Genomic DNA, 15799 nt, shown 5'->3' with positions numbered 1-15799 from the left:
CAACAGTGCGTTAGCCCCAGCTAGCGGCGGCGCGACGGTTGACATCGCTCATGGCGTCATTGCCCTGAGAGACGGTCTTGGAGATGGTTGCCAGCACGGTATTGAGTTCCTGTGCCGCCTTATCCCACTTGGCCTGCGCCTGGTTATAAGCCACTGCGGATTCACCTTCCCAGGTGCTCACCATGGGCTGAAGGCGGGATTTGAGGTCGGCCAAGGTGCTGTTGATGCGGCCGGAGGTGGCGTTGATATCAGCTGCGGCAGAAGAGATGGCGCCGAATTGGTACTTGATCTCGGACATGTGGAAAATGGTTCCTTTCGAAATTGCTGGTGGAGGTGGCTGGGTTACAGGGCTAGGCCGCCGCCAACCTTGGAGAAGGCCTCAGTGTTTTCGGCTTCGACGTTGTCAAAGTTGCGGGCATTGCTGCGGATGTTTTCAGAAATCGAGGTCAATGCCTCGCGCAGCTGCTGTGCGGAGGTGTTGTAGCGCTGCATCAAGTTATCGAATGAAACCTGCGCCTGGCCGGCCCAGCTGCCGCGGACAGAATCCACTACACCCTGTAGGCGGGTGAGCTCGCCTTGGACTTCGTCATTGGTGTTATCCACGCGGCCGGCAGTGGAGACCATGACATCGGCTTGTGTCTTAAAAGTCTGAGACATAACAGTGCGCCCCTCCTTAGGGCGGGAAGAGATGTTGAGTGTGATTTCCCCCGAAAAAGCTTCTGTGCTTTCTCACCGTTATTGGACTGAGCTCAGGGCCATATGGTTCCCAGTAAGTTAAAACTTTTCTGGTTATTTCTTACTCAGGGACTCGGTGGCCATCCGGCACGCGGCTTTTTGCACGGCATTGGCGTTATGGCGGGTATGGCACCCCACCGACATGTGGTGCCCGGTATCTTCCCAGATGGTCCATTCCACAACGGAGCCATCGCCGGGGTCTTCTATATAGTGCAAACGCCCTGCGTCCTCGGATACATCGCGCAGTTCCGGATCCCTATCCACCTGCGCTTTTATTTCATCAAAGAGCGCCTTGGCCGGAACGTTAAAAAGCGAGTCCGACGCTAAGAGGATCCTTAAATCAGGGTCTTTTCCTGAGGCGGTAACCAGTCCTTCCTCCACGGTGGCTTGAAATCCGGTGGGAAGGACAACGGAGAGCCCTTCAATATCGAGGCGTTTTTCGCCTGGGTTGAGCTCGCCATCACCGCCCGCGTCGCCAGCCGCACCGTCGCCATCATCGCTGCCACCGCCACCAGATTCTTCCGCCGGCACGGAATCGGCGGCACTCGCAGCGGTGGTGCTTCCGGCAGTAGTACCGGTCTCGCCATCGTCTTCATCATTAGACGCATTCGCGCCCATAGCCCACCACGAGGCCCCAACGACGGCAAGAATCACCACGACGATCGCGACGTGGAACATATCGATGGCACCTATCCAACCGCGCAGCTTATCGCCCCACCGCGTGCCTGCTTCCTGCCCCTTGCCTGCTCGCGGGCCAGTTCCAGTTCCGGCTCCGGGTCCGGCTTCAGTCCCTGCCTCCGGAGCCGCTTCCGCGCGTTCCATGGGGACATCCATCTGGGCGGTCGGCGCGGATTCTGGGGCGGCCGCAACCGATTCAGTACTTCGTGCTGGAGTTGATTCCGGTGCGGGTGTTGCATCTTGCTGCTGCACGCGGGCGCCGGCTACATCGAGCTGGCGGGTCAGGATGGTCACCGCTTCCCGGGAGATAGCGGTGCCCGAGGGATCCGCGATGACGGATACGTCCACGTCCGGCCAAGCTGATCCAGCGATCTTCGCAATCTGGTCCATGACGTGGCCTAAGGCTTTGCCTTCTACGATGCCGGTTCCAGCGAGATCGTAGCGGTACACGGTTTCCGGGCCTTCAAAGACAGTGGCCGCATCCATGACGGTCACCGTAATTGTTGCCGGTGGCGCGGATGTAGGCGTATCTGTAGACATTTATTCTTTTCCTTCCCCATAGACCACCTGGGCAATTCCCAGGTTTTCGCCGCGGATGCTCCACTGCCCGCGGCCGGGCGGCTGGTGGCTGGGCTTGAGCCCAAAGATGGTGCCTTCGTCGCGGTCGGCATCGAAAAGCAGGAATGCAGGTTGCAGGTCGCGCACCGCGGAAAAGAATTGGCCGAACAGCGCCCGTCCGATGCCGCCGGATTTTCGGGCGATTACCATGTGCAAGCCGATGTCCCGCGCGTGCGGCAGAAGATCGATTAAGGGTGCGAGGGCGATATCGCTCACCAAGTCCGCATCATCAATCACCACATAAATATCCGGACCCTCCCACCAATCGCGGGCGGCGAGTTGCTCTGGGGTGATATCTGCTCCCGGCAAGCGTTGTTCCAGCGTGCGCACGGTATTGACGATTTCCTCCTGCGCACTTGATTGCGTCGCGGCATAGGCCGCCACCATGTCCGGATCCAGCGTGCCCAGGTGAGCACGGCGCTGATCGATGACCACCAGTCGCGCCTCCTCCCGCGGAAGGCTACTAACCCCGCGCATTATCTGTGCCAAGAAATTGGACTTGCCGCAGCCCTGGGCACCGATGGCAACTAGGTGCGGTTCGCGCTCCGGATTCCACGCCAAAGTGGAAAGGTCGCGCCCGCCGATGCCCCACGGGATGCCACCAGTAGGTGCTTCGCCATGGGCGGCGAGCACCTCTGGGGTCAGCACCGCGGGCAGCATCTTCAACCGCGGTGCGGGAACGGCGTTAGCATGCACGCGGCAGATATGGGCAATGTCTTGATTCGAGGTATGCGCGAGCAGCATATTTTCGCCGGCCTGTGTCAGTCCCCTGCCCGGCGCGCTGGGCAGTTTTTGCTGCAGCTTGCGGTCAATGAGGGAATCGAGCGCCTCACCCAAGCGCAGCTCGAGGCGGTGGGCTATGAGATCCCTAATCGCCGGGCGCATCGTGGTCCACCGGGAGGTCGCGATGACGACGTGGACATTGGCGGAGGCGCCGTCCGCGACGATATCCGTGATGGACTCAGCTATATCCTCAAACTCCGCGTTGGACGGGCCGATGTGGTGCCAGCCGTCGATAATCAAGAAGGTCTCGCGCGATTCCGGCCGGCGAATAAACCCGGCGACCTCGTCTACGATGCGGCGGATCTTCTCGCCTTCCTCGCGCCCGGCTACCCCGGCAACGTGCGGTAGCCGGTCTAGGGCGGTTAGCTGCCCGCCGCCCAAGTCGATGACATAAAAGCGGATATCTTCCGGCCGCAGGTGCAGCGCCAGGGAGGAGACTATCGTCCGCAGCGCGCCAGACTTGCCGGATTGCGGTCCCCCGCACAAGGCAAGGTGGCCGCCGTGTTGGTGAAAATCGATGACTAATTGGTCTTGCCGCTGGTAGTAGGGTCTATCGATGATCCCAATCGGCACGGACAGTTCCGCTGCGGTGGACTCCGCGCCCTCCATCTCGAGGGACGATAGTTCAATGACCGGTGGCAGCGGAGGTAGCCAGATGCGGTGGGCCTCTTGGCCGCGTGCGGCGGCCTCTTCGCCGGCGGCGCGAACCACCTCAGTAAGAACCGATGTAGATTCATCCATTACCACCGCAGGAGAATTCTGTACAGCGGCATCGTCCTTCGCCCATCCCGTAAAAAGCTCCACCCGGCGCGGCGGGCCGGAAGGATTACCTTCCAGGTCCGTGGCCGCGTGCATCCCCGCGCCAGGTGCAACCCGGCGCGCGAGCGGCCCTGATACGTAGGAAGCCTGAAAGCGGGTGAGATCCTCGGCATCGGATTTCAGGTAGCCAGCACCGGGTTGGCCGGGGAGATGATACGCGTCGGTCACGCCAAGGACCTGGCGGGATTCGGCGGAGGAAAAGGTTTTGAGGCCGATTCTGTAGGACAAGTGGGAATCTAGCCCCCGCAATCGCCCTTCCTCGAGCCTTTGGGAGGCCAAAAGGAGGTGCACGTGGAGGCTGCGTCCCAAGCGCCCGACGGCAACGAAAAGCTCGGCGAAGTCGGGGTGTTGGCCCAAGAGCTCGGAAAACTCGTCCACGACGATGACCAGCGCCGGTAAGGGTCCGTAGTCCCGCACGGCATCCGCAGAGGCGTTGTACTCTCCCACATTGGCAAAGTTGCCGGCGGTACGCAGGAGTTCTTGGCGGCGGTTCATCTCCCCGGAAATGGCATCATACATGCGCTCTACCAGGGTGGATTCCTCTTCAAGGTTGGTAATGACCGCAGAAGTATGCGGCAGGCGATCACAGCCTAGGAAGGTCGCACCACCCTTGAAATCCACCAACACCAGGTTGAGTTCATCCGGGCTATGCGTGGCGGCAAGCGCGGTAACCAGGGTGCGCAGGAGCTCAGATTTACCGCTGCCCGTTGCCCCGATGCACAGGCCGTGTGGCCCCATTCCGCCGTGCGCGGATTCTTTGAGATCCAGGGTTACCGGCTGCCCGATGGAATCGATGCCAATGGGCACCATGAGCCGCGAGGCACCATCGCGCCCGTGCCACATGCCGCTGGCGGCCAACTCATCCACGCCGCTGTAACCGAGCAGCCCCAGCAAATCATTGCCCCGGCGCCCGGAGGTGCTATCGGGTCGGCGAAAGACCGCCATCCGGCGGGCCATAATCGTGGCCGCGGCAGTGCCCAAATAATCGGGTGTGCCCAGTTCTTCCACGCCCGCTGCCGTGACCGCCTGCAGGGTATCCGCCGCGACGAGGCACAAGCCCTCTTGTTCTGCGCGCAGGCTCAACGCAGACGATGGCGCACCGCCTACTTCAATAACGGTGGTATAAGAATCGCTGTGGAAGAAGTCTTCGGTGCCGGTAGTCAAGAGGGCATCGACAAGCACGATGCGAAACCGCGCCTTGTCTGGCTCCCTAGTGTGTGGCAGCCATTTTAGCCACTCCCACTCGCCGCCAATAGCCTCGATCCCGATGGTCTCGGGGCCGTGCGCCAGGGCTAACTGCATGACGAGGGCGCGCACCGTATCGCGAGCATTATCGCCGGTAAAGGATAAAAACCTAAAAGCCTGCAATTGGATCACCACCGGGAGATCCGGCACGGTGCCCACCGCCTTGATGGCCTGGCGCATGCTCACCGCACAGACCGGGTCTAGGTCCTCGGTGGCACCGGAATCCGGGACGTTGATGGGCGTGCACAACGTGGTGGGCCCAGTGCCCACGCGCACCTCCAAGGCATCCGGATCATCAGGCCCACGCTCCCACATGCGCCGCGAGCCCACCAGCGGTTCCAGCCCCGCCGGATCCGGGTGCCGGTACAGCTCGTGCGCGCGCTGCGCACCGGCATTGTCCAGGGCCTTTTCCCGCAGCGCCTTAATGTGACGCAAGTAGGTCCGCCGGGTTTCATCCGGGTCCTGCCCGCTATTTTGCGGCCCAAACATCATGGCCATGCTGGCCAGCATCATGAGCGGAAACATCAGGGATACCGGGCTGATATGCCGCGAGTCGCCCGCGCCCAGCACCATCAGCGCCACCATGCCCAACATTGCGGCAATCATCACGATGGGCAGTAGCAAGCGCACCAAGCGCACCGGCTGTGGGCGCACCGCTTCTGGAACTTCTTCTGACTCGATGGTGCCGGTGGGAAGCGGCGGTGGCGCGTCCCTGAGCGGCACGGTCAATGGCTCCACGATGTGGGTTTCCCCGATCCCAAGCATGGGTAAAATCCTCCCCCGATCCACACGCTTAGCGCTCTTGGCCCCCTGCCAAGATTCCCCGCGCTGCGGTGGACACGACGCCACCAGTAAGCCACAATATGTGACATTGGGCAAGGGGGACGCCCACAATCATGAGACAATTCGGGGGAATTATGACCGCTCCAACGGCGCATCACCTGCGCCTTACCATCCGCATCCACGCTGATTCCTTTCACAAGGAAGCAGACGTGGCATTGCCGTTAAGCTCCAGCCTGGGCGAGCTCATGGCAGAACTTACTGACCTTGTCGATGCACCCGCGATCGCCTCGCCGTGGCGCGCCAGCACGGCATCTGGGCGCACCATCGACTTCACCGCACCGCTTGCCGCCACGCCGCTTGCGGAAGGCTCCATCCTGGTGCTCGCCCCGCGCGAGGAGCGGCCCGCGCCCGTCATCCGCGATGCCGCCGAATCCCTTGCAGCCCAAAGCCACGACGACACCACTTGCGCCATCCCGATCGTCTGGGCGTGGACTGGGCTTGGTGCTGCCTTCGCCGTGGCCTGGGTGCTCTCGCTCCCGGCGGTGGCCTGCGCCGGGCTCGCCGTCGCGGCCTTCGTGCTCGCCCTGTGGACGCGCGCGCTATCCCTCGTCATGCTCGCCCTGGCAGCAGGGGCGGCGAGCGGATGGGCGCTTATTTCGCCCGCGCTTGCCGATGCCCCCTATGCCGCCCTCACCGCCAGCGCCACCCTCCTCGTGGCCTTATTAGCCTGCCACCTCACCCGGCTGAGCACCGTACGGATAACCTCTGGCGCGCTCACCATCGCCGGCTTAGTGCTCATAGCGGCCGTGAGCTACCTGCTTCCTGGACTGAGTGGCAATTCGGGCATCGGCACGAGCCACGGCACCGCGGCGGCCGCGGGCACCGTTATCGCTGGAGTCATTTTGCTTGCCACCGCCCCCGCGCTGACCATCGCCACCGCGGGGCTCAAGGTGCCGCAATTGCCCACCGCGGGCCAAGACCTCGCCGTCTCGGATGAGCGCCAGCCCGACGTAGCCGATCGCGCCACCCGCGCCGGGTACGCCTACGAGGGCATCTGCTGTGGAATCACGCTTTGCCTCATTCCAGCGCTAATCGCGCTCAGTTTCACCGGCACGGGCACCCTCGTAGCCACAGACGGCACCGTGGGTGACGCAGGGTCCGCTGCTCCTACCATCGGCTCTCGCATCGCCATGCTTTTCGGCACCGGTCTAACCGGGCTCGGCTTCGTCCAAACGCTCTGCGTCTCTGTTGCCGGAACGGTGGTCATGCACGCCGCGCGTCACGGTCGCGTGCTTGCCAGCTGGGCGCTCATGCTCGTTGCCATGGTTGCCTGCCTCACTGCCTGTCTGTGCGCCGTGCACGCGATTGCCGCCGATGGGCTTGCCGGCGCCTGGGCGCCGACGGCGGTCGCCACTCTCCTGCTTGCCGCGATGCTCAGCGCCCCACTGTGGGCGGCCAAAATGAGCGAGGTGGAACCAACGACCATCGCCTGGTTTGAACGCCTTGAGTCCCTGACCATCGCCGCCTGCCTGCCGCTTGCCGCGCACCTCGCCGGGATCTTCGAGCTCATTCGGGGGCTGGGATAATGCACCACACTCACTCACGGCGTTCTTTTGCACTACCTAGGTTTAGCGGCAGTTCTGGAATTACTGCTTGCGCGCTTACCGCATGTGTCCTCGCCGGAACCGGAGGCTTCATCACAGGAGCTCCGACCGCTCCCATCGCAAGCGCGCGGGAACCGGACCGGGAATGCGCCACCGCGCATCCATCTCCCCTAGCGCCAGAACCTTCCGAGGACCAGCGCGCCTACCGCTCCCAACTGCACTCCTTTGCCACGGGCCAAGGTGTAACGGTAGCCGTCATCGATACCGGGGTTGCCCATCACGATCAGCTGCCAAATCTTACTACAGGCGCGGACCTGGTCACTCCGGAAGAACCGGATCCGCACCGGGATTGCGACCTACACGGCACCGTCGTAGCCGGCGTCATCGCAGGCCACGATATCGGCATCGCCCCGCGCGCCGAGCTCCGCGCCATCCGCCAAACCAGCGCGCATTATCGCCAATACGGTGACACGGCCGGCGACGCCGATGAAGACAGCACCACCGGTTCACTCGACACGCTGGCCCGCGCCATCGAGCATGCCGTGGAAGACAACGCCCGGGTGATCAATATTTCCATCGTATCCTGCGTTCCAGAGAGTACCGCTCAACGCATCGATAGTTCCCGGTTAGATGAGGCACTTAACCGCGCAGAAGATGCCGGTGCCGTAGTCATCGCTGCCTCCGGCAATATTTCCTCCGGTACCTGCGAAGAAGGCGACCACGTCTTTCCCGCGGACTCACCGACCGTACTATCCATTAGCGCCCAAGAGGATGCCCACGCACTTGCAGAATACTCGCTCACGCCCGCCGATGGCCCACAACTATCCGCCCACGGATTTGTGCCGTTAGCGCTGAACCCCGCCGGTGGCTGGGCAGACGGAAAGAACCAAGAGGATTCCCTGGCGCAGTTCCACGGCACCTCCTTCGCAGCACCGGTAGTCAGCGGCACCGCCGCCTTAATAGCCGAGCGCTATCCAGAAGCCAGCGCTGCCGATATACGCCAACGGCTCCTCTCTGCCGGCGAACCCGGCAACGGTTTCATCGATCCGCTCGCCGCCCTTACCCATATCGATGGCGAGTACGCCGCACCCGCGCGCGATCTCACCATCCAACCCACCAAAGAGGAACACTCCTCCGCAGCGAGCCGTGCCGGTTGGGTGCTCGGCGGGTTAGTCCTGCTGCTGACCGGCCTGGCGGTTGCCCGCGGGCTTCGCCGGCCCAAGTCCGCCTAGCGGCTGACCTGTAGTGCTTCGTCTCGGTCCAAGCGCGAGGCCTCTGGCAAAAGCCGGATGATTTCCCACGGAACCTCGGCTCCTATGCCAGTGCCGAGGGCCTCCAAGAGTTCTTTGTTATCGACCGCATGGCGCTGCCCCGTCGGCGAGACAACGTGATAGCCATGCCCGGTATCCACGCCAACTCCTCCGGCCGATAGCCCACCAAAACGATCCGCTACGCCTTCACCGGCGAGCGCTACCGTTCCGGGGTTCTCAGTCACCATCGCTGCCCCACCGTCGCTATCGGCACACATCCAGCCTTCATCTGGGTCAACGAAGTCGAAGGTGGTGGCGGGCAGGCGGAAGTTTAAGGGGGCATCGGCAAGCGCGCCTACCTCTTGTGGTGAGGCTTCTTTGCGCGTCGCACCGTAGCTAACCAGTATGTCAGCCTGAGTGGCGGAGAGCTCGGCGACGCCGTCGTCCGTCCGGGCCCACTGACCCTGCCCGGTATCCATAATGTCCGGCAGCGGATCGGGAAACGTAAGCGGCGGCTGCTCCGCAAAGGCATTGAGCAACTCCGCGGGGACGGGCCAGGAATGGGTGCTCCCGTCGATGCCAATCCCGCGGCGGATGACCCGGCCCTCCGTGCTCTGCGCATCGGGCAAGCGCACGCGCCCGTCCGCGGTGAGCAGCCACTGCACACCATCCGTTTCTGCGAGCGCGGCGCGCTTCTCCCCAAAGCCCTCCTGTGGCGGATCCGCCACCACGATGACCTCTTCTTTGGCTACTTGTTGGCCATCGATGCTGGTGAGATTATCCGCGGGCTGCTCATCGTGCTCGGCAAGGCACGCCGCCCACGAGCGCTGCGGTGTCTCGCCCGGGGCAGCCAGATACCCGGGCGCATCCGAAATCCCCACCGGCGTGCCTAACGAGGCCTCGCGCAAATGCTCGTCCCCAATGGTCTGTGCCTCGGCCGCCTCGCCGGCGATAATCCGCGCGGAAGAGAGATTGTAGACGGGGTGATACGTATCGTTGACGTCCACGAAGAGCTGGCCCTGCTCCGAGCGCACGATGGGCGCATCCCCTGGCTGCGGGCTCGGCTGCAACCAGGCCAAAAGACCAGAGCCGACCGCCAAAAAGGCCACGCCTACTCCGCCGAACATCATCGCCTTGCGGCGGCGGGCCAGCGGATCGTGGATCATGCGGGTATCGCCCAATACGAGCCCGTGTTCCACGCGGCGGCGTAAAAATTTATGGCCCGAGACTTGGGCCTTGGTCGTTGGCAATGGACGTGCCATGAATTTCCCCCCCCCCCGAAAATTCCCCGAAAAGTCTAAATAAACCCAGACCTCAGGCTAGCGCAGGCGCCACGGCCCTGCCACTTGGCAGCGTGTGCTCACAGAACGGTGCGCTTTTCTCGCGTCACGTCTGCCCGCGCGGACATTTCGCTGGGTTCCGGGTAATCCACCTGGACTAAAGACAGGCCCTTCGCCGGCGCCACCGGGATGCGAGAGGAGCGCTTTGTCTCCTGCAGCAAGGCCGCGGCGAAGTCGACGTTCCTGCGGCCTTCCCCAACACTTAAGCAACAACCCACTAAGGACCGGACCATCGACCAGCAGAAGGCATCCGCGGTCACTCGGGCTTCAAAGAGCTGCGGTTCCTCCTGCGTCGATACATCCCGCCAGCTAAATTCCTGTAATTCGCGAATGGTGGTGGCATTTGGCTTGGCCTTGCAAAAGGCCGCAAAATCGTGCAAGCCCACCAAGACGTTGGCCGCGTCCTGCATGGCATCGATACCTATCGGTTTGAACCATTCGGCCGTATCGCGCGCCCTTGTCGGCAACGCACCCCGCTGGCTAGTGGTTATCCGGTACACATAATGCCTGCGCAGCGCGGAAAATCGGGCATCAAAACTGTCTGGCGCGAACTCGCAGCCATGCACCCGAACGTCTTCCGGCAACAACTTGGCAAGCCTGCGCACCAACTTCCCGGGATCATTTGCTACGGACCGTTGCTCCAGCATCTCCTGCGGCACATCCACGTGCGCCACCTGCCCGCGAGCATGGACGCCCGCATCCGTACGCCCAGCTACCGTCAGCGGTACCTCCGTGCGAGCGATCATTGCTAGCTGCTCCTCGAGCACGCCTTGGACGGTGCGCAGTCCGCCCTTTTGCCTGGCCCAGCCGTGAAAATCGGTGCCGTCATAGGCCAGATCTAACCGGAGCCGAACGAATCCTTCTGCTGGTCCCTCATCTGCGATCGCTGCTGCTTCAGTCATGGTGGACCTAATGCTACCGGAGGCATCGGCGAGTTCCCGAAATGTGCAACCTCTCCTGCTACACCTCCCCTGTTCGTTTTGAGCAGAAAATGCAATATCTGAAGGCCGTATTTGCTCAGTTATTGCAGTGGAGGATGCGCATAGGAGGTTGAGCGTAGGAGGTTGTACATAGGTGTCGTCGTGCATTGGAAAATGCGTGGTCCGCTGCATGGCGAAGCCGCGCGATGGAGCGGGACGAGGGAGCGGGACGAGGGGGGGGTGGGACCAAGTACCTGAGGCTCCAAGTTCAAAACGACAAAAGCCGCCTCCCCTGTCTCTTCGTAAAGAGAATGGGAAGGCGGCGATTATGCGCTACATCTGCGAGTAGGGACTGCAATCCACGCAGGGCGTTAGGGCCTGCGCGAATTCAGTGGCCGAGGGAGATTACTTCTCCTCGGACTCCTCAGCAGAGGTGTTCTCAGCAGCGGTGTCCTCGGCCGGAGCTTCGGTCTCCGCAGCCTCGTCTGCCTGAGCTTCTTCAGCTTCAGCGGCCTTGGAAGCGGCAGCGCGAGTAGCGCGGTTAGCCTCGGAGGTCACGGTCTCCTCAAGAACGAGGGAGATCTGGGACATCGGGGCGTTGTCACCGGTGCGGTTGTCCAGCTTGATCGTGCGGGTGTAGCCGCCCTCACGGTTCTCAAACTTCGGTCCGACCTCGTCGAACAGGTGGGAAACTACATCCTTACGCGGGATGAGCTTCAGCACTGCGCGGCGGTCAGCGATGGTGCCGGACTTAGCCTTGGTGATGATCTTTTCGACGTACGGGCGAAGAACCTTCGCCTTGGCATCGGTGGTCTTGATGGCGCCGTGCTCGATCAGGCTAGCTGCCAAGTTGCTCAGCATGTGAGCTTGCTGCTTGGCGGAGCCACCGAGACGGGCACCCTTCTTCGGGGTAGGCATTGTTTACTCCTCGTGTGCGGTAAAAGTTGAGCGCGCGGCAACGAGTGCCGCAGTTCAGGGTGATTCTTTACTCGGAATCGTCCGCAGCCGGGTCCTTGAAGTCGCCGGTTTCTGCGTCGTAGCCCTCGAGCTGGGTGGGGTCGAAGTCCTCAGGGGTGTCCTTCAGAGCAAGGCTCAAGTTAGCCAGCTTGATCTTTACCTCATTAATCGACTTCTGACCGAAGTTGCGGATATCCAGCAGGTCGGACTCGGTGCATTCTGCAAGCTCGCCGACGGTGTGGATTTCCTGACGCTTCAGGCAGTTGTAGGAGCGAACGGAGAAGTTCAAGTCCTCGATAGGCATGCCGTAGGCGGCGATGTACTCGGTCTCCTGCGGGGAGGGACCAATCTCGATGCCTTCGGCTGCGTTGTTCAGCTCGCGTGCCAGGCCGAAGAGTTCGACCAAGGTGCCGCCGGCAGAAGCCAGGGCGTCGCGGGCGGAAATCGAGTTCTTGGTTTCGACGTCGATGGTCAGCTTGTCAAAGTCGGTGCGCTGCTCAACACGAGTAGCTTCGACCTTGTAGGAGACCTTCAGCACTGGGGAGTAAATCTGGTCGATTGGAATACGGCCGATTTCCCCAGAGGTTGCGGTAGCCGGGACGTAGCCACGGCCGCGCTCGACGACGAGCTCAATGTCCAGCTTAGCGGTGTCATTCAGCGAGGCGATGTGCAGATCCGGGTTGTGGATCTCCACGCCAGCCGGCGGCTGGATATCGCCCGCGGTGACATCACCAGGGCCTTCCTTGCTCAGGTACATAACCACCGGCTCATCGGAGTCGGAGGACAGGACCATGCTCTTGATGTTCAAGATGATCTCGGAAACGTCTTCCTTCACACCGTTGATGGTGGTGAACTCGTGGAGCACACCATCAATCTTGATGGAGGTTACCGCTGCGCCTGGGATGGACGACAGCAGGGTGCGACGCAGCGAGTTACCGAGGGTGTAGCCAAAGCCCGGCTCGAGCGGTTCGATGACGAACTTCGAACGAGACGAGTCGATGAATTCCTCGGTGAGCTGAGGACGCTGGGAAATGAGCATTGCAATTCTCCTTTTCGGCGACCGCTATTTGACGCCGGTAGAGGGGGTAAAAATCTTGAGGTTGAAGATTCCTGATGGACCGCGTGGCCTTGAAGGGCCGTGCGGTATAACAGTTTACTTCGAGTAAAGCTCGACGATGAGCTGCTCTTGCAGCGGAATGTCGATCTGAGCGCGCTCGGGCAACTGGTGCACGAGGATGCGCAGCGTATCAGGAACGACCTGCAACCATGCCGGTACGTTGGCATCGATAAGAGCGTCCTGAGCGTCTTCGAACCATTCCATCTTCTGGGAACGCGGGCGGACATCAATGATGTCGTACTGCGTAACCCGGTAGGACGGGATGTTGATGTTCTTGCCGTTCACGGTGAAGTGACCGTGAGAAACGAGCTGGCGAGCCTGGCGGCGGGTGCGTGCCAGACCTGCGCGGTAGACTACGTTGTCCAGGCGGGTTTCCAGAAGGATGACCAGGTTGTCACCGGTCTTGCCTGGGAGGCGGTTAGCCTCGGTGTAGTAGCGGCGGAACTGACGCTCCAGCACACCGTAGGTGTACTTTGCCTTCTGCTTCTCCTGGAGCTGCAGCAGGTACTCAGATTCCTTGATGCGGTTGCGGCCAGCCTGTCCCGGAGGGTACGGGCGGCGCTCGAATGCCATGTCTCCGCCGACCAAGTCGACGCGAAGACGGCGGGATACGCGGGTAGCGGGGCCAGTGTAACGAGCCATTTTCTTACCTCTTTCCTTCCCTTAAACCTTGCGACGCTTGGTCGGACGGCAGCCGTTGTGCGGCTGTGGAGTTGCATCCGTGATCGAGGAAACCTCGAGGCCTGCAGCCTGCAGGGAACGGATGGCGGTCTCGCGGCCGGAGCCCGGACCCTTAACGAATACGTCAACCTTCTTCATGCCGTGGTCCATTGCCTTGCGTGCGGCGCTTTCAGCGGCCATCTGCGCAGCGAACGGAGTGGACTTACGGGAACCCTTGAAGCCAACGTGGCCAGAGGATGCCCAGGAGATAACAGCACCGGTCTGATCGGTGATCGAGACGATGGTGTTGTTGAAGGTGGACTTGATGTATGCGTGGCCCAGAGCCACATTCTTCTTGACGACGCGACGGCCGGAACGGCGTGCGCCGGAACGAGTCTTTGGAGGCATGAACTACTTCTTCTTTCCTGCGATCGTCTTCTTCGGGCCCTTACGAGTACGCGCGTTGGTCTTCGTACGCTGACCGCGTACCGGCAGACCGCGACGGTGGCGCAGACCCTTGTAGCTTCCGATTTCAATCTTGCGACGAATATCAGCCTGAACCTGGCGGCGGAGGTCACCCTCTACCTTCCAGGAACCTTCAATTGCGTCACGCAGTGCCGAAACCTGTTCATCTTCCAGGTTGTCGGTGCGCAGGTCAGGAGAAATGCCAGTCTTTTCTAGCAATTCCTTGGCACGGGTTGGACCGATGCCGTAGATGTAGGTGAGAGCGACCTCCATACGCTTATTGCGTGGGAGGTCAACACCAGCTAGACGTGCCATAAGGCGTGTCCTTTCGGGTTGTTACGGCGGTTTTCTCCCCATCCGTCCCGCTCCATGCAACGCTTCGCCCGGACCGTGCCGGGAATCCTTGGGTTGCTTACCAGTGCGGGCTCAGGCCACCGTAGCCTGAGGTGTACAGGACAAAACCGTGCTTCGCCCTTGGGTGAGGAGGCTGACTGTGTTTACTTGTAGCGGTAGACGATGCGTCCGCGGGTCAGGTCATAAGGAGACAGCTCTACGACGACGCGATCCTCCGGGAGGATGCGGATGTAGTGCTGACGCATCTTACCGGAAATGTGTGCAAGAACCTTGTGCCCATTGTCGAGCTCGACACGGAACATTGCGTTTGGCAAAGGCTCGACGATGCGACCCTCTACCTCAATTGCGCCTTCCTTAGCCATAACCTCTACTTTTCTGGTGACAGACAAGTACCTGTCACCTGCATGTTTGTTGTCTACTGCGGTGGTGCAAGCCAACCAGACCTACTGGCGCCATACACCGTCAAACCAGCATACGCTGCAGCGACACGATTTCCAAACCGCACGCACTTTCCTAATTTCCCAACCTGCAGCAGAATACTAAAAATACCCTCGTACTCGGTTCCAGCTTTCGGAACTAAGCACGAGGGCGGGGTGCACTCACGCGGTGAACTATACCGAATTAGTAGATGTAAACCTTGTCACCAATCTGGACGTCGTTCCAGTAGCGAACCGCTGCATCGTACGGCAGGTGGACGCAACCGTTGGAGTCAACATTGGTGTTGTCCAAGTGGAAAGCGTGGCCGTTGTTGGTGAAGTAGATGGAGTAAGGCATCGGCGCGTTGTTGAACTCGGGGGAGATTTCGTCCTTCACCTTGCGGTTGACGTGGAAGGTACCGCGCGGGGTTTCCTCGCCCACCATGCCAGCGGACATGGATGGGGAAATGTAGGAAACATCGCCGCCTTCCTGCAGCCAGGTGCGGCGTCCATCAAGGTCGACGCAGATCTTGGCGTCTGCTGGGCAGGAGCCGCGGTCGAATTCGTTGGCGCGGCGCTGCTCCTCCGCACGGCGTGCCGCTTCTTCAGCCTTCGCCTTTTCTTCCGCAATCTGCTGTGCGTGTGCACGCTCAGCATCCTCGCGAGCTTGGCGTGCTTCCTCGTTCTTCTGCGCTACGAGGCCCGGGAAAAGGAACTCCAGTGCGCTGTCCACTGCGGACTGCACATTCGGCGCCAATTCTGGGGCGTACTTCTCAGCCTGGTCCAGGATGTCAGTGCGGGTCTGCCATGCCTGGTCACGGGTCTGGCCCTGGAAGTTATCAACCTGCTGCTGGGCATGCGCGGTGAGCTGATCAAGATTAGGGAGTTGCTGAGCAGAAGCTGCCGGGGCGCCGGCAATGGTGCTCAATGCCATGACACCAGCCACTGCTGGTGCAGCAACGGTGGCACTTAACTTGCGGAGGCTGAATTTAGACATAGTGGTGAGTATAAACCTTTCAGGGGATTATCGCCTAGTTTAAGAGGCGATTTCTAGG

Annotated in this window: 15 protein-coding genes; 2 read left to right on the top strand and 13 right to left on the bottom strand. The window is 61.3% G+C overall.

The genetic code is table 11. The annotated features are described in order from the left end of the window. Positions 1–10: 10 nt before the first annotated feature. From QP891_RS04160 to eccCa, 4 genes are all read right to left on the bottom strand, one after another. Positions 11–298 carry a WXG100 family type VII secretion target gene (locus tag QP891_RS04160; protein ID WP_005277116.1) on the bottom strand — a complete coding sequence of 96 codons (288 nt, stop codon included), beginning with the start codon at positions 296–298 and terminating at the stop codon, positions 11–13. Positions 299–342: 44 nt separating this feature from the next. Further along, positions 343–657, bottom strand: a complete 315-nt coding sequence (locus QP891_RS04155) for a WXG100 family type VII secretion target (RefSeq protein ID WP_284770177.1) — start codon at positions 655–657, stop codon at positions 343–345. 132 nt (positions 658–789) lie between these two features. Continuing rightward, complete coding sequence (locus tag QP891_RS04150) at positions 790–1953, bottom strand: type VII secretion-associated protein (RefSeq protein ID WP_284770178.1); 1164 nt, start codon at positions 1951–1953, stop codon at positions 790–792. Further along, a complete protein-coding gene (gene eccCa / locus QP891_RS04145; protein WP_284770179.1) occupies positions 1954–5643 on the bottom strand; it encodes a type VII secretion protein EccCa in 3690 nt (1229 codons plus the stop codon). It lies immediately after the preceding gene. Between the two features lie 152 nt (positions 5644–5795). Here eccCa and QP891_RS04140 point away from each other — a divergent pair, with 152 nt between their 5' ends. Both QP891_RS04140 and QP891_RS04135 read left to right on the top strand, forming a co-directional pair. After that, positions 5796–7247 (top strand): ubiquitin family protein, encoded by a 1452-nt coding sequence (locus QP891_RS04140; protein WP_284770180.1) that lies wholly within the window; start codon positions 5796–5798, stop codon positions 7245–7247. Continuing rightward, entirely contained in the window at positions 7247–8497 is a 1251-nt protein-coding gene (locus QP891_RS04135) for a S8 family serine peptidase (RefSeq protein ID WP_284770181.1), read from the top strand. Before QP891_RS04140 ends, QP891_RS04135 begins: the two co-directional genes overlap by 1 nt. Here the strand turns inward: QP891_RS04135 and eccB are convergent. From eccB to QP891_RS04090, 9 genes are all read right to left on the bottom strand, one after another. After that, on the bottom strand, positions 8494–9777 hold the full coding sequence (gene eccB, locus QP891_RS04130; RefSeq protein WP_284770182.1) for a type VII secretion protein EccB: 1284 nt from the start codon (positions 9775–9777) through the stop codon (positions 8494–8496). The genes QP891_RS04135 and eccB overlap by 4 nt on opposite strands. Before the next feature lie 98 nt (positions 9778–9875). Next, a complete protein-coding gene (truA, locus tag QP891_RS04125; protein ID WP_284770183.1) occupies positions 9876–10757 on the bottom strand; it encodes a tRNA pseudouridine(38-40) synthase TruA in 882 nt (293 codons plus the stop codon). Positions 10758–11180: 423 nt separating this feature from the next. Beyond that, on the bottom strand, positions 11181–11693 hold the full coding sequence (rplQ, locus tag QP891_RS04120) for a 50S ribosomal protein L17 (protein ID WP_284770184.1): 513 nt from the start codon (positions 11691–11693) through the stop codon (positions 11181–11183). 67 nt (positions 11694–11760) lie between these two features. After that, the gene (locus QP891_RS04115) at positions 11761–12771 is read right to left on the bottom strand and encodes a DNA-directed RNA polymerase subunit alpha (protein ID WP_284770185.1); all 1011 of its coding nucleotides are present in this window, start codon (positions 12769–12771) and stop codon (positions 11761–11763) included. 114 nt (positions 12772–12885) lie between these two features. Next, positions 12886–13491 carry a 30S ribosomal protein S4 gene (gene rpsD, locus QP891_RS04110; protein WP_023016758.1) on the bottom strand — a complete coding sequence of 202 codons (606 nt, stop codon included), beginning with the start codon at positions 13489–13491 and terminating at the stop codon, positions 12886–12888. A gap of 21 nt (positions 13492–13512) precedes the next feature. Next, positions 13513–13917 (bottom strand): 30S ribosomal protein S11, encoded by a 405-nt coding sequence (gene rpsK, locus QP891_RS04105; protein WP_005277076.1) that lies wholly within the window; start codon positions 13915–13917, stop codon positions 13513–13515. Between the two features lie 3 nt (positions 13918–13920). After that, a complete protein-coding gene (gene rpsM, locus QP891_RS04100) occupies positions 13921–14289 on the bottom strand; it encodes a 30S ribosomal protein S13 (RefSeq protein ID WP_005281309.1) in 369 nt (122 codons plus the stop codon). Between the two features lie 182 nt (positions 14290–14471). Next, positions 14472–14690 carry a translation initiation factor IF-1 gene (gene infA, locus QP891_RS04095; RefSeq protein WP_003854422.1) on the bottom strand — a complete coding sequence of 73 codons (219 nt, stop codon included), beginning with the start codon at positions 14688–14690 and terminating at the stop codon, positions 14472–14474. Positions 14691–14949: 259 nt separating this feature from the next. Beyond that, positions 14950–15741 (bottom strand): L,D-transpeptidase, encoded by a 792-nt coding sequence (locus tag QP891_RS04090; protein WP_284816963.1) that lies wholly within the window; start codon positions 15739–15741, stop codon positions 14950–14952. Positions 15742–15799 lie beyond the last annotated feature (58 nt).

Origin of the sequence: Corynebacterium sp. MSK310 (genome assembly GCF_030227355.1) — a bacterium.
Lineage (GTDB): Bacteria > Actinomycetota > Actinomycetes > Mycobacteriales > Mycobacteriaceae > Corynebacterium > Corynebacterium rhinophilum.
This window is presented reverse-complemented; position numbering and strand designations above follow the sequence as displayed.

Coding starts and splice junctions, on each gene's coding strand:
- rplQ (WP_284770184.1), bottom strand. CDS start 11,693: ATGCCTACCCCGAAGAAGGGTGCCCGTCTCGGTGGCTCCGCCAAGCAG.
- QP891_RS04160 (WP_005277116.1), bottom strand. CDS start 298: ATGTCCGAGATCAAGTACCAATTCGGCGCCATCTCTTCTGCCGCAGCT.
- QP891_RS04090 (WP_284816963.1), bottom strand. CDS start 15,741: ATGTCTAAATTCAGCCTCCGCAAGTTAAGTGCCACCGTTGCTGCACCA.
- eccCa (WP_284770179.1), bottom strand. CDS start 5,643: ATGCTTGGGATCGGGGAAACCCACATCGTGGAGCCATTGACCGTGCCG.
- QP891_RS04115 (WP_284770185.1), bottom strand. CDS start 12,771: ATGCTCATTTCCCAGCGTCCTCAGCTCACCGAGGAATTCATCGACTCG.
- QP891_RS04150 (WP_284770178.1), bottom strand. CDS start 1,953: ATGTCTACAGATACGCCTACATCCGCGCCACCGGCAACAATTACGGTG.
- eccB (WP_284770182.1), bottom strand. CDS start 9,777: ATGGCACGTCCATTGCCAACGACCAAGGCCCAAGTCTCGGGCCATAAA.
- rpsK (WP_005277076.1), bottom strand. CDS start 13,917: ATGCCTCCAAAGACTCGTTCCGGCGCACGCCGTTCCGGCCGTCGCGTC.
- QP891_RS04140 (WP_284770180.1), top strand. CDS start 5,796: ATGACCGCTCCAACGGCGCATCACCTGCGCCTTACCATCCGCATCCAC.
- QP891_RS04155 (WP_284770177.1), bottom strand. CDS start 657: ATGTCTCAGACTTTTAAGACACAAGCCGATGTCATGGTCTCCACTGCC.
- infA (WP_003854422.1), bottom strand. CDS start 14,690: ATGGCTAAGGAAGGCGCAATTGAGGTAGAGGGTCGCATCGTCGAGCCT.
- QP891_RS04135 (WP_284770181.1), top strand. CDS start 7,247: ATGCACCACACTCACTCACGGCGTTCTTTTGCACTACCTAGGTTTAGC.
- rpsD (WP_023016758.1), bottom strand. CDS start 13,491: ATGGCTCGTTACACTGGCCCCGCTACCCGCGTATCCCGCCGTCTTCGC.
- rpsM (WP_005281309.1), bottom strand. CDS start 14,289: ATGGCACGTCTAGCTGGTGTTGACCTCCCACGCAATAAGCGTATGGAG.
- truA (WP_284770183.1), bottom strand. CDS start 10,757: ATGACTGAAGCAGCAGCGATCGCAGATGAGGGACCAGCAGAAGGATTC.